This is a genomic window from Streptomyces sp. NPDC001450 (assembly GCF_053597295.1).
Map to the genome: position 1 here is coordinate 80,270 of NZ_JBSFHY010000029.1, position 21,923 is coordinate 102,192.

The 21,923-nt window shown below is 72.6% G+C and carries 14 protein-coding genes and 1 pseudogene; 9 read left to right on the forward strand and 6 right to left on the reverse strand.

Translation table 11 applies throughout. From position 1 onward, the window contains the following. Positions 1-8 precede the first annotated feature (8 nt). The 4 genes and pseudogenes from ACWC5O_RS28690 to ACWC5O_RS28705 all read left to right on the forward strand — a co-directional run bounded on the left by ACWC5O_RS28690 (position 9) and on the right by ACWC5O_RS28705 (position 4,810). Positions 9-3,176, forward strand: a complete 3,168-nt coding sequence (locus ACWC5O_RS28690) for an SUKH-4 family immunity protein (RefSeq protein WP_450590058.1) — start codon at positions 9-11, stop codon at positions 3,174-3,176. 114 nt (positions 3,177-3,290) lie between these two features. Then, positions 3,291-3,395 (forward strand): annotated as a pseudogene (locus ACWC5O_RS28695) (sigma factor); the annotation flags it as partial. A gap of 62 nt (positions 3,396-3,457) precedes the next feature. After that, a complete protein-coding gene (locus ACWC5O_RS28700; protein WP_450590094.1) occupies positions 3,458-3,664 on the forward strand; it encodes a hypothetical protein in 207 nt (68 codons plus the stop codon). Between the two features lie 258 nt (positions 3,665-3,922). Then, positions 3,923-4,810, forward strand: a complete 888-nt coding sequence (locus ACWC5O_RS28705; protein ID WP_450590059.1) for a cellulose-binding protein — start codon at positions 3,923-3,925, stop codon at positions 4,808-4,810. Positions 4,811-4,837: 27 nt separating this feature from the next. Here ACWC5O_RS28705 and ACWC5O_RS28710 read toward each other — a convergent pair whose 3' ends face one another. The 3 genes from ACWC5O_RS28710 to ACWC5O_RS28720 form a co-directional block, all read right to left on the reverse strand. Then, the gene (locus tag ACWC5O_RS28710) at positions 4,838-6,481 is read right to left on the reverse strand and encodes a sodium/solute symporter (RefSeq protein WP_450590060.1); all 1,644 of its coding nucleotides are present in this window, start codon (positions 6,479-6,481) and stop codon (positions 4,838-4,840) included. Then, positions 6,478-6,885, reverse strand: a complete 408-nt coding sequence (locus ACWC5O_RS28715; RefSeq protein WP_450590061.1) for a DUF485 domain-containing protein — start codon at positions 6,883-6,885, stop codon at positions 6,478-6,480. Before ACWC5O_RS28715 ends, ACWC5O_RS28710 begins: the two co-directional genes overlap by 4 nt. 222 nt (positions 6,886-7,107) lie before the next feature. Beyond that, positions 7,108-8,604 carry an MFS transporter gene (locus tag ACWC5O_RS28720; protein WP_450590062.1) on the reverse strand — a complete coding sequence of 499 codons (1,497 nt, stop codon included), beginning with the start codon at positions 8,602-8,604 and terminating at the stop codon, positions 7,108-7,110. 421 nt (positions 8,605-9,025) lie between these two features. On the opposite strand from ACWC5O_RS28720, the gene ACWC5O_RS28725 reads away from it, so the two are divergent. The 5 genes from ACWC5O_RS28725 (at position 9,026) to ACWC5O_RS28745 (ending at position 17,976) form a co-directional block, all read left to right on the forward strand. After that, positions 9,026-9,814: an ABC transporter ATP-binding protein gene (locus ACWC5O_RS28725; RefSeq protein WP_393471598.1), complete on the forward strand. Its 789-nt coding sequence runs from the start codon at positions 9,026-9,028 to the stop codon at positions 9,812-9,814. After that, positions 9,811-12,399: an ABC transporter permease gene (locus ACWC5O_RS28730; RefSeq protein WP_450590063.1), complete on the forward strand. Its 2,589-nt coding sequence runs from the start codon at positions 9,811-9,813 to the stop codon at positions 12,397-12,399. Before ACWC5O_RS28725 ends, ACWC5O_RS28730 begins: the two co-directional genes overlap by 4 nt. A gap of 229 nt (positions 12,400-12,628) precedes the next feature. After that, the gene (gene mfd, locus ACWC5O_RS28735) at positions 12,629-16,162 is read left to right on the forward strand and encodes a transcription-repair coupling factor (RefSeq protein ID WP_450590064.1); all 3,534 of its coding nucleotides are present in this window, start codon (positions 12,629-12,631) and stop codon (positions 16,160-16,162) included. A 219-nt stretch (positions 16,163-16,381) separates the two neighbouring features. Then, positions 16,382-17,098 carry an HNH endonuclease family protein gene (locus ACWC5O_RS28740; RefSeq protein ID WP_450590065.1) on the forward strand — a complete coding sequence of 239 codons (717 nt, stop codon included), beginning with the start codon at positions 16,382-16,384 and terminating at the stop codon, positions 17,096-17,098. 134 nt (positions 17,099-17,232) lie between these two features. After that, the gene (locus tag ACWC5O_RS28745; RefSeq protein WP_450590066.1) at positions 17,233-17,976 is read left to right on the forward strand and encodes an N-acetyltransferase; all 744 of its coding nucleotides are present in this window, start codon (positions 17,233-17,235) and stop codon (positions 17,974-17,976) included. Positions 17,977-17,998: 22 nt separating this feature from the next. Here the strand turns inward: ACWC5O_RS28745 and ACWC5O_RS28750 are convergent, their stop codons facing one another. The 3 genes from ACWC5O_RS28750 to ACWC5O_RS28760 all read right to left on the reverse strand — a co-directional run bounded on the left by ACWC5O_RS28750 (position 17,999) and on the right by ACWC5O_RS28760 (position 21,773). Beyond that, positions 17,999-19,123 (reverse strand): hypothetical protein, encoded by a 1,125-nt coding sequence (locus ACWC5O_RS28750; RefSeq protein WP_450590067.1) that lies wholly within the window; start codon positions 19,121-19,123, stop codon positions 17,999-18,001. Then, complete coding sequence (locus tag ACWC5O_RS28755; protein ID WP_450590068.1) at positions 19,120-20,979, reverse strand: M48 family metalloprotease; 1,860 nt, start codon at positions 20,977-20,979, stop codon at positions 19,120-19,122. Before ACWC5O_RS28755 ends, ACWC5O_RS28750 begins: the two co-directional genes overlap by 4 nt. 65 nt (positions 20,980-21,044) lie before the next feature. Beyond that, the gene (locus tag ACWC5O_RS28760) at positions 21,045-21,773 is read right to left on the reverse strand and encodes a hypothetical protein (RefSeq protein ID WP_450590069.1); all 729 of its coding nucleotides are present in this window, start codon (positions 21,771-21,773) and stop codon (positions 21,045-21,047) included. Positions 21,774-21,923: the final 150 nt, after the last annotated feature.

The window sequence follows — 21,923 nt, forward strand, 5'->3', positions numbered from 1 at the left end:
GCTTCGCGATGGTGACGTTTGCGCAGGCGCAGGAGCGCGCCGAGGAGTGGATCAACGGTGACGTTCCCGCGTACCAGCATCGTGAGGTGCGGGTGCGGGAGTTCGAGCTGGGCTTCGTGGTGTGGGGCGAGGACCGTGCGGAGGGCCCGCGTTCGGACGCGGGCGCGCAGCGGCTGGTGATCGCCCGGGACAGCGGTGAGGCGACCTTGTGGCCGGCGTTGCCGGTGGGTGAGGTGATCCGCCGGTACGAGGAGGAGTACGGCCGCGCCGAGGTCGAGGACGCGGTGCCGGCGCCGGCGGCTGCCCGGGTGGACCTGAACCAGACGTCGTTCCTGTTGAGTCCGCCGGAGTGGTTGCAGGAGGCGGCGGACAAGCTGGGGATTCCGGATCGTCGGGCGGGGGCGGCGCAGGACGCTGCGGCTGCGGCTGCGGCCGGCTCCGGTGCTGGTGCCGGGTCCGGTTCTGTGGGTGGGGGTTTCGTCGGGGGCGGGGCGCTTGCCGAGACGCAGGCCGGGGTGCCTGCGGCTGCCGACGGCCGGGCTGGAACGGACGGTGCGGGTACGGCCGGTGGGTCCGGGAGTGGTGCGTCGTGGCCGGCCGCCGGGGCGGGCGCTGCTGCTGCCGCTGCCGGTGTGCCGGGGGTGGGTGCGCCTGGTGGGGCGCCGATTGCGGCGGAGGTGCCCGAGGGAGCTACGCCGTGGGCCGGTACGGACACCAACGCGGATGCGGGTGAGGACCGTTCGGTGCCGTTGCCCGCGACGGTGTTCGCGCCGCCGTTGAGCGATGCGGACGTCGAGGCTCCGCGGCCGCCGGCGGTGGCGCCGGACGCGAAGACGGCGCTGATGTCTGGGGGCAGCCAGCTGCCGCCGACGGCGGTGGCGCCGGCGCTCGACGGGTCGAACGCGCCGGGAGCGCCGGGAGCGCAGAACTTCCCGCCGGGAGCGCAGGGCGGTGCGCCCGCCTCGGGTGGTGCTCCGGGGGCGCCTGGTGTGCCCGGGGCGCCCGCTGCTCCGGGTGTGCCGGGTATGCCGGGTGCTCCGCAGGGCAGCACGCCTCCGCCGCCGCCTCCGGGCGCCTCGCAGTACGGCTACCCGCAGGGTCCGGCGGCACCGGGCACGCCCCCGTCGGGCGCGCCCGCCTACTCCCCGGCGCCCGGCACTCCGCCCGCGCCCCCTGTGGGGCCTGGCGCGCCGGGTGCTCCGCAGGGCAGCACGCCGCCGCCTTCGGGCGCTTCGCAGTACGGCTACCCGCAGGGCCCGGGCGCGCCGGGCGCGCCCGGTGGTCCGCCGGCTGTTCCCGGGTACGGGTATCCGCAGGCGCCGGGCGCTGTCCCGAACGCGCCGCAGCCTCCGGCGGGGCCTGGGACTCCGGGGCGTCCGCTCGCGCCGCATGCCGGGGACATCGCGGACGCCGCGACGAGCAAGGCCGCACCGCCGCCGCGCAAGGCGCGCGGTGGACTGGGTGCGCCGCCTCCTCCGCCGGGTGCTCCCGGTGCTCCGGGTACGCCGGGCGCACGCCCCGGGAGCACGCCTCCGCCGCCCGCGCCCGGTGCTCCGGGCGCGCCGGCGGGCGGGTACGTGCCGACGCAGCTGGTGTCGGCGCTCGGGCCCGAGGGGCCTGCGGGGCCGGGCGTTCCTGGTGCTCCGGGCGTTCCCGGTGGGCCGGGAGGCGCGGGTGCGGCGCAGGCGCCGGGCGCCGTCCCGAACGCGCCGGGCGCTCCCAACCCGCCTGGTGCGCCGGGCGTTCCCGGTGGCACGCCTCCGGGCAACGTGCACCACGCGGCCACGATGCTGGCCGACCCGAATCAGATGGGAGCGGGCGCGCCGCAGCCTCCGGGCGCCCCGGGCCTGCCGCACCCGCCCGGCGCTCCCGCGGCTCCGGGCGCCCCGGGCATGCCTCCCGCCCCCGGCGCACCGCAGCCCGCAGGCGCCCCCGGAGCACCCCAGCCTCCGGGCGCCCCCGGGGCTTCCGGAGGCGGGCGCGGCGCTGTGCACCATGCGGAGACCGTGCTGGCCGCGCCTCCCGTGGGCGGCCCCGGCGCGCCCCCGCCGCCGCCCGCCCCCGGCGCTCCCGGTATGCCGCCCGGCGCCCCGGGTGCCCCGCAGCCGGTGCAGCCGGGTGCTGTGCCGCCGGGCGCGATGCCGCCGCCGGGCGGGCCCGTGCCGGGGCAGCCTCCGGCGTACGGCTACCCGCAGCAGGGGCAGCCGACGGTGGGCCCGGGCTATCAGGCCGTGCTGCGCTACCGCGCCCAGGACGGTTCCGAGCAGCAGCTGATCCGGCGTTCGGCGCCGGGTACGCCGCACCCGGAGTGGCAGATCTTCCACGAGCTGCGGGCGATGAACGTACCGCCGGACCAGGTGCTGGAGCTGCACACGGAGCTGGAGTCGTGCGAGCTGCCGGGTGCGTACTGCGCGCGGATGATCCGGGAGCAGTGGCCGCAGGCGCGGATCACGAGCATCGCGCCGTACGGCACGGATCACGCGAGCCGGCAGCAGGGCATGCAGCAGTTGCTGGCGCACCAGGGCGAGCTGCACCAGGTGGCGGACGGTCCCGCGCGGCCGGCGCCGGTGCGGGCGCCGCTGCCGCCGGTGCAGGGCACGCCGCCCGTCCCGCCGGAGGGCATCGCGCAGGAGCTGGCGGCGGCGTTCGGGCTGGGGGTCTTCCGGTTCGAGCAGCAGGCGGTGTCCCGGCAGGGTGTGCCGCCGATCGTGGCGCACACGCTGGTGGTGGCCGGGCTGCCGGTGGACATGGCCCCGTTCTTCTGGGCGCAGGCCCAGCCGGGCCGTCCGGTGCCGACGCTGGCGGAGCTGGCGGCCGAGCGCGGGGTGCAGCCGGCCTCGGACGCGGGCTCGTACCTGGTGATGGGCACGGACTTCGGCCGGGCGATCTGTGTGCAGTACGGGACGGCGAACATCGTCGCGGTGCCCGTGGAGGCGGGTCCGGGCGGTGGGCCGGTGCCGCCGCAGTTCGTGAACTCCGGGCTGCCGGAGTTCGCGCGCTGCCTGGCGCTGCTGGGCCGGATGTGGCGGCTCAGGTTCGGGCTGAACCAGGAGCAGGCGGGCCGCTGGACCGTCGACTTCCAGGCCCAGCTGGCCTCCCTGGACCCGGCGGCGCTCGGTTCGCCGGAGAGCTGGTGGTCGGTGCTGCTGGAGCAGATGTGGGACGGGCTGCTGTAGTCCGCGCCTGCGGAGTCCGATCGCGTCATGCCCTTCACGCGCGCGCGTGAAGGGCATGACGGGCGCGTGGACTTGGCGCCGTTCCGGGCTGGGCTGGTGGCGTACTGCTACCGCATGCCGGGCTCGTTCCACGAAGCCGAGGACGTGACGCAGGAGACGATGCTGCGGGCCTGGAAGGCCCGGGACCGGTACGACTCCGTGCGCGCCTCCGTGCGGACCTGGCTGTACCGGATCACGACCAACGCCTGCCTGACGGCCCCTCGATCGAGGGGCCGCACGCGTTGCCCGCTGCCGTCGGGCCCGGGGCACCGGGCGAGGATCCGCGTGCGCCGCTCACGCCGGCGCTCGACATCCCCTGGCTGGAGCCGTTGCCCGAGGCGCGGTTCGACGTGGAGGCGCGCGCGGATCTCAGGCTCGCACTGGTGGCCGCGTTGCAGCCGCTGCCGCCGCGGCGTCGGGCTGTCCTGGTGCTGCGCGAGGTGCTGTAGTTCTCCGCCGCCGAGGTCGCGGGTCAGCTGGAGACGTCCGTGGCCGCTGTGAACAGCGCGCTGCAGCAGGGCAGACAATCACGGAACGCCTCATGGACGGCCCCGGGGAGTCGTACTGATCGCGTAGTGCGACATGTGGCGGGATTTCGACCGTGACATGTCTGCGGAGTGTCGCGTTATGCCCCCTTGCGCCCGATCCATCAGGATGTGCGCCACAATCATCCTGTCGTGTGTGTCCGGTGGAGAGGGGTTCGCAGGGTGAGCAGCGCATCGACGACGCCGCACGGTTTCCCGACTGTCCGGGGGCGCGCCTACCGCCCCGATCAGGTCGACGCGTTCATGGAGGCGCTGTCACTGGACCGGGACGCCGCGTGGGAGCGCGCCGCGCGGCTGACCGTGCTCGCCAAGGACATGGGCGCGGAGGCCGAGCGGCTGCGTGAGGTGGTCGCGCAGCTCGCCCCGCAGACCTACGAGACCCTCGGGGAGCAGGCGCAGCGCCTCTACCAGCTCGCGTTGCAGGAGGAGGCGGACATCCGCGACCGCGCGCGGCGCGAAGCGCATGAGCAGGTCGCGGAGGCCGAGGCGCACGCCCAAGGGCTGCGCGAGGAGGCGCGGCAAGCGGCGGACGCGCTCCGCGCGGACGCCGATGAACGCGCCCGCCAGTGTCTCCTCGCGGCGCGCGCGGAGGCCGACGACCTGCGCGTCGGCGCCCGGCTCGAAGTGAAGGAAGCGCGCGGGGAGGCGCTCGCCGCGCTGCGGGAGGTACGGCAGCGCACCATCGGCATGCTCGCCGAGCAGTCCCGGGAGGACGCCGAGCGGTGGGCGGCCGCGGAGCGCGAGGACGCCGAACGGGCGGCCGCGCTCGAGGCGGGCGACGCCGAGCGGATCACCCGCGCCGAGGCCGCCCTGTCCGAGGCGGAACGCGCCCTCGGGGAGGCGGAGGAGTTCGCACGCCGCTGTCAGGAGGAGGCGTGCGTGCGGGCCGCGGACATCGTCGCCGAGGCACGCGCGCGCGAGGAGCGCATCGCCCTGGACACCGAACGGGTGCTGCGCGAGCACAGCGAGACCTGGGACGACGTCCAGGCGCACATGGACTACGTGCGCAGCAGCCTCGTCTCGCTGACGGGCAGAGCGACCCTGGAGTAGCGGCCGCGCCCCCCCGCGCGGACGTCGTCAACCGCCTCTGCGTACCGCCCCGGCGAGGATCGATCCCTCCACGGCCTCGTACTGGCGCCGCTGTTCCTCCGCCTTCCGGCGGCCCGAGGCGACCGTGCCCAGCCAGCCGAAGAAGAAGCCTGCCGGGATGGAGACGATGCCGGTCGTGGTGAACGGGAACCAGTTGAAGTCGGCGTGCGGGAACGCCGACACGGGCGAGCCGGAGACGAGGTTGGTGCCCGGCATGAGCAGTAGCACGGTCAGCGAGCCCCCGAGCAGCGTGCTCATCAGTCCGCTTCGGGTGTAGCGGCGCCAGAAGAGGCCGTACACCAGGGCGGGCGCGAGGGCGGAGGCGCCCAGGCAGAAGGAGAGGGTGACCAGGGGCTGCAGGCTGTAGCGCTGCACCAGGGTGGCCAGCAGGATCGTCGGGACGCCTATGGCGAGCGCGGACAGCCTGGCCAGGGTCATCTCCCGGCGGGCCGGCATCTCCTGGACCCGGGCGGCGAACACGTCGTGGGCGAGGGAGTTGGCGCAGGCGAGGATCATCCCGGCCACCGAGGCGAGCAGGGTCAGGAAGATCGCCGTGGTGACCATGGTGAACAGGAAGGTCTCCGTCGTCGACACGCCGGCGCCGAACGCCGCCCGCGAGCCCAGCAGATAGGCCGTGTTGCCCCGCGGGTCGGCCGCCGCGATCGCGCCACGGCCGACCAGGGCCGTGGCGCCGAACCCGATCACCGTGATGACCAGCACGAACAGCGCCACGATCGACACCGCCCAGGACAGTGAGCGGCGCACCTGGCGGGCGCTGGAGGCGGTGTACATGCGCATGGTGATGTGCGGCAGGCAGGCGCCGCCGAGCACGATGGTCAGCTCCGAGGTGATCATGTCCAGGCGGGCGCCCGGGTGCCCGGCGAACTCGAGCCCGGAGCGCAGGAAGGCCGGCCCGGCCCCGCTGTGCCGCGCCGCGGCGCCGAACAGGGCGCCCGGGTCCCAGTCGAAGCGGCGCAGGATCAGTACGGCGACCACGGCGCCCGATCCGACCAGCATCACGATCTTCAGGATCTGGATGAGGGCGGTGCCCTTCATGCCGCCGATCGCCGCGTAACTGATCATCAGTGCGCCGAGTCCGACGACGCAGCCGGTCTTCAGCGACTCGTTCGAGAAGCCGAGGATGAACGCCATCAGCTGCCCGGTGCCGGCGAGTTGGACCAGCATCAGCGGCAGCAGCGAGGCGATCGTCACCGCGCAGGCCGTGATCCGCACACAGCGGCCCGGCATCCGGCGGGCCAGCGCGTCACCCATGGTGAACCGGCCCGCGTTGCGCAGCGGTTCGGCCAGCAGGAACATCAGCAGCATCAGCGACAGCGCCGTGCTGAGGGCGAGCACGACACCGTCGTAGCCGCACAGGGCGATCACCCCGCCGGTGCCCAGGACGGTGGCGGCGGAGATGTAGTCGCCGGCTATGGCCAGGCCGTTGCGCAGCGGGGACAGGGAGCCGTAGCCGGTGTAGAACTCGTCGAGGTCGTCGCGGTCCGGGCCGGCCATCACGCACAGCAGCAGGGTGAGGGTGGCGACGGCGGAGAAGGCGACGAGCGACATGGTCTGCGCGGAGCTGCTGAAACCGGTGAAGCCGGAGAGGTCGGGGGCGGCGCTGGTGGTCATTGGGCCGCTCCTCGCCGTGCGTCCAGTTCGGCCTCCTTGCGGATGCGGTCCGCGAGCGGGTCGACATGGCGGCGCGCGGTGTGCTCGTACAGGGCGATCGCCAGCCAGGTGACCGGGAGCTGGAGGAGGGCGAGCAGCAGGCCGGCCGGGATGCCGTCGACGACCGTCCTCGTCATGACGTCCGGCGCGAACGCGGACAGGACGAGGAACAGGGTGAAGTAGCCGACCGCGGTGAGGGCGGCGGTGCGGCGCTGCCAGCGGTAGGCGCCGCGCAGCACGCGCAGGTCGCTGTGGTGGCCGAGGGGTTCGCGGGGCGGAGTGCGGCGCGGGCGGGGCGGTTCGGGGGGTGGGGGCTGCCAAGGGTAGGTGAGGTACGAGGGAGGGTGCGGCGGGTCGTAGGACATCCCGGGGCTCCTTGCGTGGCTCGGGTCCGTGGCGGCGGACCGCAGGGAGGTGGGGGGTGGGGGAAGCGGAGTCACGCACGCTACTCGCCGGTCGGGGGCCTCGCCGGGTTTTCCCCGAACTGGCCGGTCGGTATGCGCTTACTGCGTGAAAACGGGTCAGACCTCGGGTGTTACCCGCGTTAACCAGTCAGGTCGGGGAGCGGAGCGCCGCCTTCCGTGCGGCTACTCCTGCCGCACCGGAAACTTTCGCGGCGCCACCACCAGCAGCACCAGGAAGGCCAGCGCCGCCGCGCCGGCCGCGCCGAAGTACACCGCGTGCACCGCCGCGGCGATCGCCCGCCGCGTCGCCTCCGGAGCCGTACCGCCGTCCCACGCGCGCGTGACGGACTCCAGGTCGCCCGCCCCGCCCAGCCTGGCCGCCAGCACCCCGTTGGCGACGGCGCCGAACAGGGCGGCGCCCACGGTCTGCCCGGTCTGCCGGCAGAACAGCACCGACGCGGTCGTCGTCCCCCGCTCCGACCAGCCCACCGTCGACTGCACCCCGATGATCAGCGGCAGCTGGAACAGCCCCAGCACCCCGCCCAGCGCCAGCATCAGCAGCATCGGCTGCCACCAGGACCCGGGATACGGCAGGAACGGGAACGCGAGCAGGACCAGCGCGCCCGTGCCGATGCCGAGCAGCGCGGTGTCCCGGAAGCCGATGCGCCGGTACACGTGCTGGCTGAGCGCCGCCGACCCCGACCAGGTCAGCGTCCACACACACAGCACGAGACCGGCGGCCGCCGGGCCGAGCCCGAGCACCGACTGGGCGTACGTCGGCAGGAACACCGACGGCGCCACCATCAGCAGCCCCAGCGCGCCGAACGCCAGATTGACGGCCGCGATCGTCCGGCGCCGCCACACCCACCCCGGGATGATCGGCTCCGCCGCCCGCCGCTCCACCCACACCACCACGCCCACCAGGGCGAGCCCCGCACCGAACAGCGCGAGCGAGGGCGCCGACAGCCACGCCCAGGCCACCCCGCCCTGCACCAGCGCGGTCAGCAGCACCCCGCCGCACGCGAACACCGTGAGCGCGCCCGCCCAGTCCACGCGCGCGCGTGCGGCCTTCTCCCGCTCGGGCTCGTGCAGATGACGCACGATCAGCCACAACGCGGCCGCGCCGATCGGCAGGTTGACGAGGAAGATCCAGCGCCAGTCGGCGTACGCGGCCAGCACCCCGCCCAGGCCCGGCCCGGCCACCGCCGACACCGCCCACACCGTGGACAGCCTCGCCTGGATCTTCGGGCGCTCCGTCAGCGGGTACAGGTCGGCGGCCAGCGTCTGCACCGTCCCCTGCAACGCGCCGCCGCCCAGCCCCTGCACGATCCGGAACGCGATCAGCGCCCCCATGTTCCACGCGCCGGCGCACAGCAGCGAGCCCAGCAGGAACACGGCGGCGCCCGCGACCAGGACCGGCTTGCGGCCGAAGGTGTCGGACAGCTTGCCGTAGACGGGCAGGGTGACCGTGACGGCGAGCAGATAGCCGGAGAACAGCCAGGAGAAGACGGAGAACCCGCCGAGGTCGCCGACGATCTGCGGTACGGCGGTGGAGACGATCGTGGCGTCCAGCGCGGCCAGCGCCATCGACAGCATCAGCGCGGCGACGACCGCGCCCCTCCTGCCGGTGCGCTGCTCCGTCGTGGCGCCGTCGCGTATCGCGGGTGTCGTACCCCCCACCTGATTCCCCTCCCGTGCCCCCTGCACCTATCTCCGGTACGACAGCTTCCCACGGCCCGTGCGACTTGACCCTGACGCGACGGGAGGGTGGAGGCTTTCTGGGCCGGAGGGTGGAGCCGACCCTGAGAACGACTCCACCCGGCGGTGGACCACCCCTAGGGGTATCTCCGTACTACGACCTGGGGAGGGTTCGTACCGCCGGAGGAGGAGACGGGCCGGGTGCCGTCCTTAATCTGGCTTTACGCCGTCGGGGGGCGGTTGACCGAACCGGCGGGGGTGGGGTTTTCCCCCGCACAAGAGGGGGCTTCGCACCAGCGCGGGGCACGCCCGCCGCACGCGAGACTCGACGCCGTACCCAGGATGACGCTCCGGCACACCGGGGCGCGACGACACACCTGCCGACCGATTTAGGAGACATACCGTGACATCGGCTGTGAGCACTACCAGGCACGGGGGAACTGGAGGGCGTACGGCCGTTGCCGCGCGGGCGCGGCAGGTCGTCAAGGCGTACGGGTCCGGCGAGACCCGTGTCGTCGCCCTGGACCACGTCGACGTGGACATCGCCCGCGGCCAGTTCACCGCGATCATGGGCCCCTCGGGGTCCGGCAAGTCCACCCTGATGCACTGCCTCGCCGGCCTCGACACCGTGAGCAGCGGGCAGATCTACCTGGACGAGACCGAGATAACCGGCCTGAAGGACAAGAAGCTCACCCAGCTGCGCCGGGACCGGATCGGGTTCATCTTCCAGGCCTTCAACCTGCTGCCGACGCTCAACGCGCTCGAGAACATCACGCTGCCCATGGACATCGCGGGCCGCAAGCCGGACCAGGGGTGGCTGGACCGGGTCGTGGAGACCGTCGGGCTCGCCGGACGGCTCAAGCACCGGCCCACCCAGCTCTCCGGCGGCCAGCAGCAGCGCGTCGCCGTGGCCCGTGCCCTCGCCGCCCGCCCGGAGATCATCTTCGGTGACGAGCCGACCGGAAACCTCGACTCGCGCGCGGGGGCGGAGGTTCTGGGCTTCCTGCGCCGCTCGGTGGACGAGCTGGGCCAGACCATCGTGATGGTCACCCACGACCCGGTCGCCGCCTCCTACGCGGACCGCGTGCTCTACCTCGCGGACGGCAGGATCGTTGACGAGATGTACCAGCCGACGGCCGATCAGGTCCTGGACCGCATGAAGGACTTCGACGCCCGGGGGCGTACGTCATGACCGTCCTGAAGACCTCGATGCGCAACTTCCTCGCGCACAAGGGCCGTATGGCGCTGTCGGCGATCGCGGTGCTGCTGTCGGTCGCCTTCGTCTGCGGCACCCTGGTGTTCACCGACACGATGAACACCACCTTCGACAACCTGTTCCAGGCGACCTCGTCGGACGTGACGGTCACCGCCAAGAGCTCCTCCGACACCGGCCAGACCACCTCCCGCACCGGCAAGCCGCCGGTCATGCCTGCCTCCGTGCTCGGCGAGATCCGCAGGGCCCAGGGCGTCAAGGCGGCCGAAGGCACGGTGTTCTCCACCACGGTGACCGTGGTCGACGCCGACAAGGACAAACTGTCGCCCAGCAGCGGCGCGCCCACCATCGTCGGCAGCTGGAACGGCAACGACGCCCGCACCATGAAGATCACCTCCGGCACGGCGCCCAAGGGCCCCGGCCAGGTCATGGTCGACGCGGACACCGCCGACAAGCACCACCTCAGGCTCGGCGACGACATCGGCATGATCAACGTCCTCGGCACGCACCACGCGCGCGTGTCCGGCATCGCCACCTTCACCGTCACCAACCCCGGCGCGGCGATCTTCTACCTGGACACGAAGACCGCCCAGCAGAACCTGGTCGGCCGGACCGGCGTGTACACCAACGTCAACGTCACCGCCGCCAAGGGCGTCACCGACGCGCGGCTGAAGCAGGACGTGACCGCCGCACTCGGCCACCGCTACAAGGTGCAGACCGCCAAGGAGGTCGCCGACGCCAACCAGAAGGACGTCGAGAGCGTCCTGAACGTCATGAAGTACGCGATGCTCGGCTTCGCCGGGATCGCCTTCCTGGTCGGCATCTTCCTGATCATCAACACCTTCTCGATGCTGGTCGCCCAGCGCACCCGGGAGATCGGCCTGATGCGGGCCATCGGCTCCTCCCGCCGCCAGGTCAACCGCTCCGTGCTCATCGAGGCGCTGCTGCTCGGCGTGATCGGCTCCGTCCTCGGCGTCGGCGCGGGCGTCGGCATCGCGGTCGGCCTGATGAAGCTCATGGGCACCATGGGCATGCACCTGTCCACGGATGACCTGACGGTCGCCTGGACGACTCCGGTGACCGGCCTGCTCCTCGGTGTCGTGGTCACCGTCCTGGCGGCCTACCTGCCCGCCCGGCGCGCCGGCAAGATCTCCCCGATGGCCGCCCTGCGCGACGCGCACGCCCCGGCCGACGCCAAGGCAGGCGCCGTACGCGCCCTGACCGGCCTGGTCCTCACCGGCGCCGGCGTCGCGAGCCTCTACGCGGCCGCCACCGCAGACAAGGCCAAGGCCGGCTCGTCCTGGCTGGGCCTCGGCGTCGTCCTCACCCTGATCGGGTTCGTCGTCATCGGCCCGCTCCTCGCCGGCGGCCTGGTCCGCGTCCTCGGCGCCGTCATGCTGCGGATCTTCGGCCCCGTCGGCCGGATGGCCGAGCGCAACGCGCTGCGCAACCCGCGCCGCACCGGCGCCACCGGCGCCGCCCTGATGATCGGCCTGGCCCTGGTGGCCTGCCTGTCGGTGGTCGGCTCCTCCATGGTGGCCTCCGCCACCGACCAGCTCGACAAGACGGTCGGTACGGACTTCATCATCCAGCCGGACAACCCGCAGAACGGTCTCATCGCACCCCAGGCGGTCAAGGCCATCAAGGACACCCCGGGTCTCGCGCGGGTCACCGAGTACCGGCCGGCCCTGGCCGACTTCACCACCCCGGACGGCCAGACGCTCAAGGACACCGACATCACGGCGGCCGACCCGACGTACGCGACCGACCTGCGCAAGAAGACCGTCGCCGGGAACCTCAAGGACGCCTACCTGCCCGACTCGATGTCCGTCCACGAGAAGTTCGCCAAGGCCCACGGCATCCACCTCGGCTCGAAGATCACCGTCGCCTTCAAGGAGGGCTCCACCGCCCACCTGACGGTCCGCGCGATCACCAGCAGCGACGAGGTGATCGACCAGGGCGCCAAGTACACCTCCCTCGCCACGCTCGCCAAGTACGTGCCCGCCGGCCACATGCCGCTCGACGTGATGGTCTTCGCCACCGCCGAGGACGGGCAGCAGGCGGCCGCCTACAAGGCGCTGAAGGCGGCCCTGCACGACGACCACCCGGAGCTGACCGTACGTGACCAGACCGACTACAAGAAGGCGCTGAAGGACCAGATCGGCCAGCTGCTGAACATGATCTACGGCCTCCTGGCCCTCGCGATCATCGTCGCGGTCCTCGGTGTGGTGAACACGCTGGCCCTGTCCGTGGTCGAGCGCACCCGGGAGATCGGCCTGATGCGGGCGATCGGCCTCTCCCGCCGCCAGCTGCGCCGCATGATCCGCCTGGAGTCCGTGGTGATCGCCGTCTTCGGCGCCCTGCTCGGCCTCGGCCTCGGCATGGGCTGGGGGGCGACCGCCCAGAAGCTCCTCGCGCTGGAGGGCCTGAAGGTCCTGGAGATCCCCTGGCCGACGATCACCGCCGTCTTCATCGGCTCGGCCTTCGTGGGCCTGTTCGCCGCCCTGATCCCGGCGTTCCGGGCGGGCCGGATGAACGTACTGAACGCCATCGCGACCGACTAACGGCCGCACGGCCGACAGCCACCGCACACGGGGGCTGCGGGGGAAGACCCGGTGCCGGGAAGTCCTGCGGGACTTCCCGGCACCGGGCTTTTCGCCGCACCCGCTTCCGGACCAGCCGAGTTGTCCACAGCCTCCGACGCCCACAGCGGCAGCGTCGTAGGCTGGACACCCCCGGCTGCCACTCGCACCGGGCTGCTTGCGTTGCCCACCTCCGGACGGAAAGCCCCCCATGAGCCTGCACGGTCTGCTCGACGCCGTCGTCAAGGACCCCGCCCTCGCGGAAGCGATCACGGCGGCCGCGGACGGCAACCGCATGCACATCGACCTCGTCGGGCCGCCCGCCGCCCGCCCCTTCGCGGTCGCCGCCCTCGCCCGCGAGGCCGCCCGCCCGGTGCTCGCGGTGACGGCGACGGGCCGCGAGGCCGAGGACCTGGCGGCGGCCCTGCGCTCGCTGCTGCCCCCGGAGGGCGTCGTGGAGTACCCCTCCTGGGAGACCCTCCCGCACGAGCGCCTCAGCCCGCGCAGCGACACCGTCGGCCGCCGCCTCGCCGTCCTGCGCCGCCTCGCCCATCCCAGGCCCGACGACCCCGAGACCGGCCCGGTCTCCGTGGTCGTGGCGCCCGTACGCTCCGTGCTCCAGCCGCAGGTCAAGGGCCTCGGCGACCTGGAGCCGGTGTCCCTGAGGACAGGGCAGACGGCGGACCTGAACGAGATCGTGGAAGCCCTCGCGGCCGCCGCCTACGCGCGCGTCGAGCTGGTGGAGAAGCGCGGCGAGTTCGCCGTACGCGGCGGCATCCTGGACGTGTTCCCGCCCACCGAGGAACACCCCCTGCGCATCGAGTTCTGGGGCGACGACGTCGAGGAGATCCGCTACTTCAAGGTCGCCGACCAGCGCTCCCTCGAAGTCGCCGAGCACGGCCTGTGGGCCCCGCCCTGCCGCGAACTGCTGCTGACGGACAGCGTCCGTACGCGCGCGCGTGCCCTCGCCGAGGAGCACCCGGAGCTGGGCGAACTGCTCGGCAGGATCGCCGAGGGCATCGCGGTGGAGGGCATGGAGTCCCTGGCGCCGGTCCTGGTGGACGACATGGAGCTGCTGCTCGACGTCCTGCCCAAGGACGCCATGGCCGTCGTGTGCGACCCGGAGCGGGTCCGCACGCGCGCCGCGGACCTGGTGGCGACGAGCCGGGAGTTCCTGCAGGCCTCCTGGGCGGCCACGGCGGGCGGCGGCGAGGCCCCCATCGACGTCGGCGCCGCCTCCCTGTGGTCCATCGCCGACGTCCGCGACCGCGCCCGCGAACTGGACATGATGTGGTGGTCGGTGTCCCCGTTCGCGGCCGACGAACAACTTGACGCGGACACCCTCAAGCTGGGCATGCACGCCCCCGAGACCTACCGCGGCGACACCGCCAAGGCCCTCGCCGACACCAAGGGCTGGCTCGCCGACGGCTGGCGCACGGTCTTCGTCACCGAGGCCCACGGACCGGCCGCCCGCACCGTGGAGGTGCTCGGCGGCGAGGGCATCGCGGCCCGCCTCGACGCCGACCTCGGCGAGCTGAACCCCTCCCTCGTGCACGTCTCCTGCGGCTCGATCGACTTCGGCTTCGTCGACCCGGCACTCAAGCTGGCCGTCCTCACCGAGACCGACCTGTCCGGCCAGAAGGCGGCCGGCAAGGACGGCGCCCGTATGCCGGCCCGCCGCCGCAAGACCATCGACCCGCTCACCCTGGAGCCGGGCGACTACATCGTCCACGAACAGCACGGCGTCGGCCGCTACATCGAGATGGTGCAGCGCACCGTCCAGGGCGCCACCCGCGAGTACCTGGTCGTGGAGTACGCCCCCGCCAAGCGCGGCCAGCCCGGCGACCGCCTCTACATCCCCACCGACCAGCTGGAGCAGATCACCAAGTACGTCGGCGGCGAGGCCCCCACCCTGCACCGCCTCGGCGGCGCGGACTGGACGAAGACCAAGGCGCGCGCCAAGAAGGCGGTCAAGGAGATCGCCGCCGACCTGATCAAGCTCTACAGCGCCCGCATGGCCGCCCCCGGCCACGCCTTCGCCGGCGACTCGCCCTGGCAGCGCGAGCTGGAGGACGCCTTCCCGTACGCGGAGACCCCCGACCAGCTCACCACCATCGCCGAGGTCAAGGAGGACATGGAGAAGTCGGTCCCCATGGACCGCCTGGTCTGCGGCGACGTCGGTTACGGCAAGACCGAGATCGCGGTCCGCGCCGCCTTCAAGGCCGTACAGGACGGCAAGCAGGTCGCCGTCCTCGTCCCCACGACCCTGCTGGTGCAGCAGCACTTCGGCACGTTCTCCGAGCGGTACTCGCAGTTCCCGGTGAACGTGCGGGCGCTGTCCCGCTTCCAGACCGACACCGAGGCCAAGGCCGTCCTCGAGGGCCTCAAGGACGGCGCCGTGGACGTCGTCATCGGCACCCACCGGCTGTTCTCCTCCGAGACCAGGTTCAAGGACCTCGGCCTGGTCATCGTGGACGAGGAGCAGCGCTTCGGCGTCGAGCACAAGGAGCAGCTGAAGAAGCTCCGCGCCAACGTCGACGTGCTGACCATGTCGGCCACCCCGATCCCGCGCACCCTGGAGATGGCGGTCACCGGCATCCGCGAGATGTCCACGATCACCACCCCGCCCGAGGAGCGCCACCCGGTGCTCACCTTCGTCGGGCCGTACGAGGAGAAGCAGATCGGCGCGGCCATCCGCCGCGAACTGCTGCGCGAGGGCCAGGTCTTCTACATCCACAACCGGGTCGAGTCCATCGACCGCGCGGCGGCCCGGCTGCGCGACATCGTCCCCGAGGCGCGCATCGCCACCGCCCACGGCCAGATGTCCGAGTCGGCCCTGGAACAGGTCGTCGTCGACTTCTGGGAGAAGAAGTTCGACGTGCTCGTCTCCACGACGATCGTCGAGTCCGGCATCGACATCTCCAACGCCAACACGCTGATCGTGGAGCGCGGCGACACCTTCGGTCTCTCCCAGCTGCACCAGCTGCGCGGCCGCGTGGGACGAGGCAGGGAACGCGGCTACGCCTACTTCCTCTACCCCCCGGAGAAGCCGCTCACGGAGACCGCGCACGAGCGCCTGGCCACGATCGCCCAGCACACCGAGATGGGCGCGGGCATGTACGTGGCCATGAAGGACCTGGAGATCCGGGGAGCCGGAAACCTCCTCGGCGGCGAGCAGTCCGGACACATCGCGGGCGTCGGCTTCGACCTGTACGTGCGCATGGTCGGCGAGGCCGTCGCCGACTACCGGCGGCAGCTGGAGACCGGCGAGATCGAGGAGGAGCCGCCGCTCGAGGTCAAGATCGAGCTGCCCGTCGACGCACACGTCCCGCACGACTACGCGCCCGGCGAGCGGCTGCGCCTGCAGGCCTACCGCTCCATCGCCTCCGCCAACTCCGAGGAGGACATCAAGGCCGTCCGCGAGGAACTCACCGACCGCTACGGCAAGCTGCCCGAACCGGTGGAGAACCTGCTGCTGGTGGCCGGGCTCAGGATGCTCGCGCGCGCGTGCGGCGTCGGTGAGATCGTCCTGCAGGGCACCAACATCCGCTTCGCTCCGGTGGAGTTGCGCGAGTCGCAGGAGCTGCGGGTCAAGCGCCTGTACCCGGGCACGGTCATCAAGCCGGCCGTGCACCAGGTGCTGGTGCCCCGCCCGAAGACCGCGAAGGTGGGCGGCAAGCCGCTGGTCGGCCGCGAACTGCTGGGCTGGGTGGGGGAGTTCCTCGCCTCGATCCTGGGGTCGTAGGCGGCGAGGAGGATGGTGGGTTCGCAGGCCTTTCGGGGGCCTGCGACCCCGCCGCCCAGCGCTCCGTTCCGGGCGTCACATGCCCCCGCACAACCACCGCTTGCACGGAATCTCCTCGTCGGCCCCCATCGGAGGGGCGCCGTACGCCCGTTACGGTGGTAGGCGGAACGATCCGCCCCGCATGTGAGGGCGGACCAGGGCGAGTCAGGGGGGACGCGCGTGAGGCGTCTGAGGGGTGGGGCGGTCACCGCTGCGGTCGTGATGGTCGCCGTGGCCGGCTGCAAGGCAGAGCACGGCAAGGGGGCCTCCGGGCCCGAGCGGACGGGAAGCGGGGGCGCCGCCCTCGCGGCCGCCGACTCGCTGCCCGTCAAGGGCCGTGCCCCGAAGACCGGTTACTCCCGGGCCCGGTTCGGCAGTGCCTGGGCCGACACCGACTCCAATTCCTGTGACACCCGCGACGACATACTCAAGCGCGATCTGAACGACGTGAAGTTCACCGGCGGCACCTGCAAGGTCACCTACGGCCTCCTGGCGCCCGACCCCTACTCCGGCAGGGACATCACCTACCGGCGCGGCCGCAGCCAGGTCGACATCGACCACGTCGTCGCCCTCTCGGACGCCTGGCAGAAGGGCGCCAAGTACTGGGACCCCAGCAAGCGCATAGCCCTGGCCAACGACCCCCTCAACCTGCTCGCGGTCGACGCGAGCACCAATCGCGGCAAGGGCGATGGCGACACCGCCACCTGGGTGCCGCCCAACCAGGCCTACCGCTGCACCTATGTGGCCGCCCAGGTGGCCGTCAAGAAGAAGTACGGCCTGTGGGTCACCGCCGCCGAGAAGGCCGCGATGAAGAAGGTCCTCACCGCCTGCCCGAACCAGAACCTCCCCGCGGGCGGCAACCCTACGAAGGCCCCGGAGCGGTTCCGGGCGCGGTGAGCGGGGGCGCTTCCGGGCGGGCTGGGCCGGGGCGGGGTGCTGCCCGCCGCCGGAACCCGAGCCTGGCGCTGACAGCGCCGGTGACCGGCTGAATTCGCTGTCCGGTCGGGCGTGCTCCGTTTACGGTGGCCGGCATGGACGTACAGGTAAGCACCCTCGCCGAGCGGCCCGACCGGCTGGAGGCGGTGCTCGGGATGGCCGACACATGGCCCGAGTTCGTGACCAACGACCCCGTGGGCAACGCCCACTACGGCCGCATCCCCACCGAGCTGCCGCAGTACGCGCTGTTCGCCGAGGACGAGCGGGGCGAGGTCGTGGCCCACGCCTTCAGCGTGCCCTTCTCCCTCGCCGCCGAGGGCCGGGGTGCCCTGCCCGCCCGGGGCTGGGACGAGATCCTGCTGTGGGCCTTCGCCGATCTGCGCCGCGGCACCAGCCCGGACACGGTCAGCGCGATCTCCGTCGTCATCGCCCCGCACGCCCAGGGCCACGGCCTGTCCGCCGTCATGCTCTCGGCGATGCGGGACAACGCCCGCGCCCACGGCTTCCGCGAGGTCGTCGCCCCCGTCCGGCCCAGCGCCAAGCACCGCGAACCGCACACCCCGATCACCGAGTACGCCCACCGGGTCCGCCCCGACGGCCTGCCGGAAGACCCGTGGCTGCGCGTTCACGCCCGAGCCGGCGCCACCATCGAATCGATCGCCCCGGCCTCCATGACCGTGGGCGCCTCGCTGGAGGAGTGGCGCCGCTGGACCGGACTGCCCTTCGACACCTCGGGGGACGTCGAGGTGCCCGGCGCGCTGGTCCCGGTCCGCTGTGAACCGGAGCGGGGGTACGCCGTCTACGTCGAGCCCAATGTATGGATGCGGCACCCGCTGTAGCCGTCTCGACCTCCGGTGTTCGTCAGCGTCCGGCGGAGTGGCTCCGGGGTGGAGGGGCGGGGCAGCCCGCCTTTTCCCAGGCGACGAAGGTGTTGGTGCGGGCGAAGACGAAGGCCTTGACCGGGTTGGCGGAGTACGTCCATGGCGCGCTGCCGATGTACCCGCCGATCGCCCGGAACTGCTCGACGGCCTCCGCGTACCGCTTCGTCTCGAACAGGGTGTCCGCCAGCAGGTGCCGGACCTGCGGCAGCCGGTGGTGTCCGGCCGGCGCCCGGTCCACGGCGTCCAGCGTGGTGTCCACGGCCGCCTGCACGAACGGCTGGTTGTACACGGGCGCTTCGGGTTCTCGGGTCGCGTGCTCGAACAGCGCGTCCAGGCGCAGTACGGGCAGCAGGCTGCCCGGCGGAGCGGAGGCTGCGGCCTGCTCGGCGAACGCGTACATCAGCTCGTGCGAACCGTGCCACTTGGCGCACCAGTACTGCAACGCGCTGGCGTGGGCACCGAAGTGGTGCGGGTCGCGTGCGGTGATCTCGGCCCACAGCGCCCGGAAATCGTCGTGCGACCAGCCGAGCCCCCGAGCGATGGAGAGCTGCGCGATCCAGGGGCAGGGATCGTCGGGTGCCATCCGAGCGGCCTCCTGGCAGGCGGGCAGCGCCTGCGCCAGCAGCCGGTGGAAGCCCTCGAACTGCTCCACCGTGGTGTGCTTCGCCGACTTCGCGCCGCGGACCTTGCCCGCGAGCACGACGAGCGCGTCGGCGTACACGAGCGCGGCGGACGGGTCGTCGGGGTACTCGGTCAGCCACGCCTTGACCCAGGCGTCGTCCTCGGCAGCGGCGTGCACGAGGATGCCGAGCCGGTACCACCGCAGGTCCCAGTCCCGGCCCGCCCCGGCCAGGTAGGCGGCGGCCCGCCGCCAGTCACCGGCGAGGGCCGCTTCCGCGACCGCGTCGGCCTCCGGATCAGGGCCCGCGAAACGGATGTCGAGCTGCGCGGCGGGCACCAGCCCGTACTTGGCGGGGTCGATGTTGACCGGTGCCTTGGCCTTCGCCTCGGCCCGGAGCGCGCGCGCCTTGCGGGCGTTGCGCGGGATGGTGACGGCCGCGTAGACGAGGGCGCCGGCACCGGCTATGTCGATCAGGACGTTCATACGGGGCTTTCCAGGTCGGGGCCGCCTGAAGAGGTGACCGAAGAGGCTGGCGGGCAGGAGGGCGGAAGGCTGTCAGGGCACGGTGTGGGGTGGGGCCAGGACAGGGCGGGGGACGAGGGTGCCGTGCCGCCGACCGGAGAACGGTCGTCGGCGGACAGCAGAGCGCGCAGTGGTGCCGTGTCGGGTGGATCGGCGACCGCGCGGTCCAGGGCTTCCTCCAGCGCCTCGGCGAGCCGATCGGGAGCCACCTGCCGCACCGGGGGCCCCGCCCAGCACAGCTCCCACCGGCACAGCCCTGCGTCCAGCGCGGCGAGCAGGGCCAGTTGGCGCAGGCCCGAGCGGAGGGCCGTCCTGGAGAACTCGCGCGCCGCACGGCCACTGCTCCGGCCGGCCTGCTCCGACTTGGGCAGCCGGTCGGCGATGTCGTACAGCAGGCCGTGATCGATCATGTCCAGGAAGCGGTCGAGGCCTGTGACTCCCGGTGTGGCGAGGCCCCGCGCGCCGGCCACCCGGGCCATGGCCTCCAGCAGCGGCCCCGCCCCCCGGACCCAGCTCTCGCGCCGGGTCTGCGAGGGCAGTTCGTCCCAGGCCACCCGCCGCTGGGACAGCGTCTTTGGGCTCAGTACGGCCCGCTCCAGCTCGGCGAAGAGGGTGTGCGGCGCCCGGAGCAGTGCGGACGCGGGGCGCCGTACGAGCGTGGTGGTGTGTCCGTCGTCGGGGAGTGCCTCCAGCGCCGCGATGCGGTCGGCTGTGGCTGGGTGGCTGTCGTAGGGGGAGCGCTCCTGCGAGATCTCCTCCGGGAGCGGCTGCTGGGCCAGCGTTTCCAGTTCCGCCTGGCGTGTGCCGTCCGCGAGCAGGAGTGCCAGCCCGCCGTAGAACTGCCCTTCCGGCGGCAGCGGGCCGGCCTCCTGGCCCATCAGGGCGTAATGGCTGAGATAGAGGTCGTCGGCGGCTTCGAGCGCGGGGATGCGGCGCAGTGCGGCGGCCGTGGTGCCCGGTCCCGCGATCCGTGCGGCCACCAGATCGGCCGCGTATTCCTGCCGGCGGCTGACGGCTTCGGTCAGGCGGAGGCACAGCTTGGCGTACGCGGAGAAGACGATGGCCAGGTAGTGGTCCGGGCCCCGCGTGGGCTCTCGCTCCACCGGTGGCGGCTTGCCGGCCGCCCGGCGCCGTGCGGCCCGTGCGGCGAAGGCCGCCTTCTCCTCGGCCTCCTGACATGCGGCCCGTTGCTTCAACGTGATCACGGTGTTCAACAGCCTGCTGCGCAGTGCCCAGAGCAGGCCGCCCAGCCGGGTGTCGTCGTGCGCGTAATGCCCCAGCTCGTGCGCGAGCACGGCGTCCAGCTCGTCCTGCGTCAGGCCGATCAGCAGTGCCACGCCGAGGAAGAGCCGCCGTTCGCCCGCGACCCACCCGAGCCACCGGGCCTCCTCCTGCACCATGGCACCGGCCCCCGGGATCACCCGTATCTCCGTGGGCGGCCGAGTGCCCACCCGCTCGGCCAGGTCACGCACGCGCCGCCACAACTCCGGCTGCTCTTGGGGCGTCAGCCGCAGACCAGAAGGCCCGTTCCGTCCGTCCCCGCGGCCATGACTGAGGAGGACGACCCGCACCACGCACCAGGCGATCGCCAGGGAGCCGAGGTAGCCCTCGACGGCCATGACCGTGAAGCCCGGGCCCCGGGCCAGGGTGACGTCCAGGAGCGCCAGCGCGACGAGGACGAGCAGGGCCAGCAGGTAGAACCCGATCAGCAGGCCGAGGGCGAGCGCGGCACGCAGCGAGGTTCCGGGTACGCCGCGGTCTCGTACGGCGGCTACCTCGGCGGCCGCCCTGCCGGCGAGGCGAGACGTCAGACGCATCGGCATCCTTCACGGGGACGGAACGGTCGTGGAGCGGGATGCCGGGCTCAGGCCTGGCGGCCCGGCTACGCCTCCTTCTTCAGCGCCGCCAGGATCGTCGTCGTCACCTTCTTCGCGGACGCGGCGCCGTTGTCGTCGCCCGCTGTGGACAGCACGGTGATCACGGAGTTGCCGGAACGAGCCGCGATCAGCGTGGTGCCGTTGTCCCAGTAGCCACTCGTCAACGTCATCGTGTAGGCGTCGTCACCGAGTCCGGCCGTGGTCTTGCCGGTGAGCTTCACCTTGGCGTGCGCGTCGGTGTCCGTGTACGTGGCGCACTCGTCGGCCACGGTCCGCAGGGCCTTCATCACCGTGGCCGCCGTGGTGCCCTGGAAGGCGTCGATCTCCTGGGCCACTTCCTCGGTCTTGTTCGCGTAGTCGTTCTGCGCGAACGACACGCCGCCCTTGTAGCCGGACACCTGGATCCAGGACGTGGTCTCCAGCCTGGTGCAATCCGGCTTCGCGGTCTTCCTGCCGGACGGGGAGAGGAACTGACCACCGCTGTCCGCGGAACCGTCGGCCTCGAGGTCGAGTCCGGACGGGAAGGCCGACGCGGGCGCCAGTGCCTTCTTCAGCTGAGTGCCGGTGAGCAGACCGGCGTTGGGGTCCTTGGCCTTGACCGACTTGGCGTTCGTGCCGGTGCCGGTGCCGGTGCCGGTGCCGGGGTCGGAGGAGGAACCGGAGGAGCAGGCGGACAGGGCCAGCGGGAGTGCCGCGACGGCGATCAGCATGACGGCACGGGACGGGAGACGCATCGGAGTCCTTCTCGGGGGTGGTGGAACGGATGTGTACGGCATGCCGTACGAGCTCACATAGAGATCACATAAGATTCAAAAGGCGGCCAAAGTGCTTGCGATTCGTCAAGCAGGTGGGCCTGAGGGTGTCCGGACGGGCGGGCCGCGTGC

Coding starts and splice junctions, on each gene's coding strand:
- ACWC5O_RS28690 (WP_450590058.1), top strand. CDS start 9: ATGGTGACGTTTGCGCAGGCGCAGGAGCGCGCCGAGGAGTGGATCAAC.
- ACWC5O_RS28710 (WP_450590060.1), bottom strand. CDS start 6,481: ATGACCACCAGCGCCGCCCCCGACCTCTCCGGCTTCACCGGTTTCAGC.
- ACWC5O_RS28715 (WP_450590061.1), bottom strand. CDS start 6,885: ATGTCCTACGACCCGCCGCACCCTCCCTCGTACCTCACCTACCCTTGG.
- ACWC5O_RS28730 (WP_450590063.1), top strand. CDS start 9,811: ATGACCGTCCTGAAGACCTCGATGCGCAACTTCCTCGCGCACAAGGGC.
- mfd (WP_450590064.1), top strand. CDS start 12,629: ATGAGCCTGCACGGTCTGCTCGACGCCGTCGTCAAGGACCCCGCCCTC.
- ACWC5O_RS28745 (WP_450590066.1), top strand. CDS start 17,233: ATGGACGTACAGGTAAGCACCCTCGCCGAGCGGCCCGACCGGCTGGAG.
- ACWC5O_RS28750 (WP_450590067.1), bottom strand. CDS start 19,123: ATGAACGTCCTGATCGACATAGCCGGTGCCGGCGCCCTCGTCTACGCG.
- ACWC5O_RS28755 (WP_450590068.1), bottom strand. CDS start 20,979: ATGCGTCTGACGTCTCGCCTCGCCGGCAGGGCGGCCGCCGAGGTAGCC.
- ACWC5O_RS28760 (WP_450590069.1), bottom strand. CDS start 21,773: ATGCGTCTCCCGTCCCGTGCCGTCATGCTGATCGCCGTCGCGGCACTC.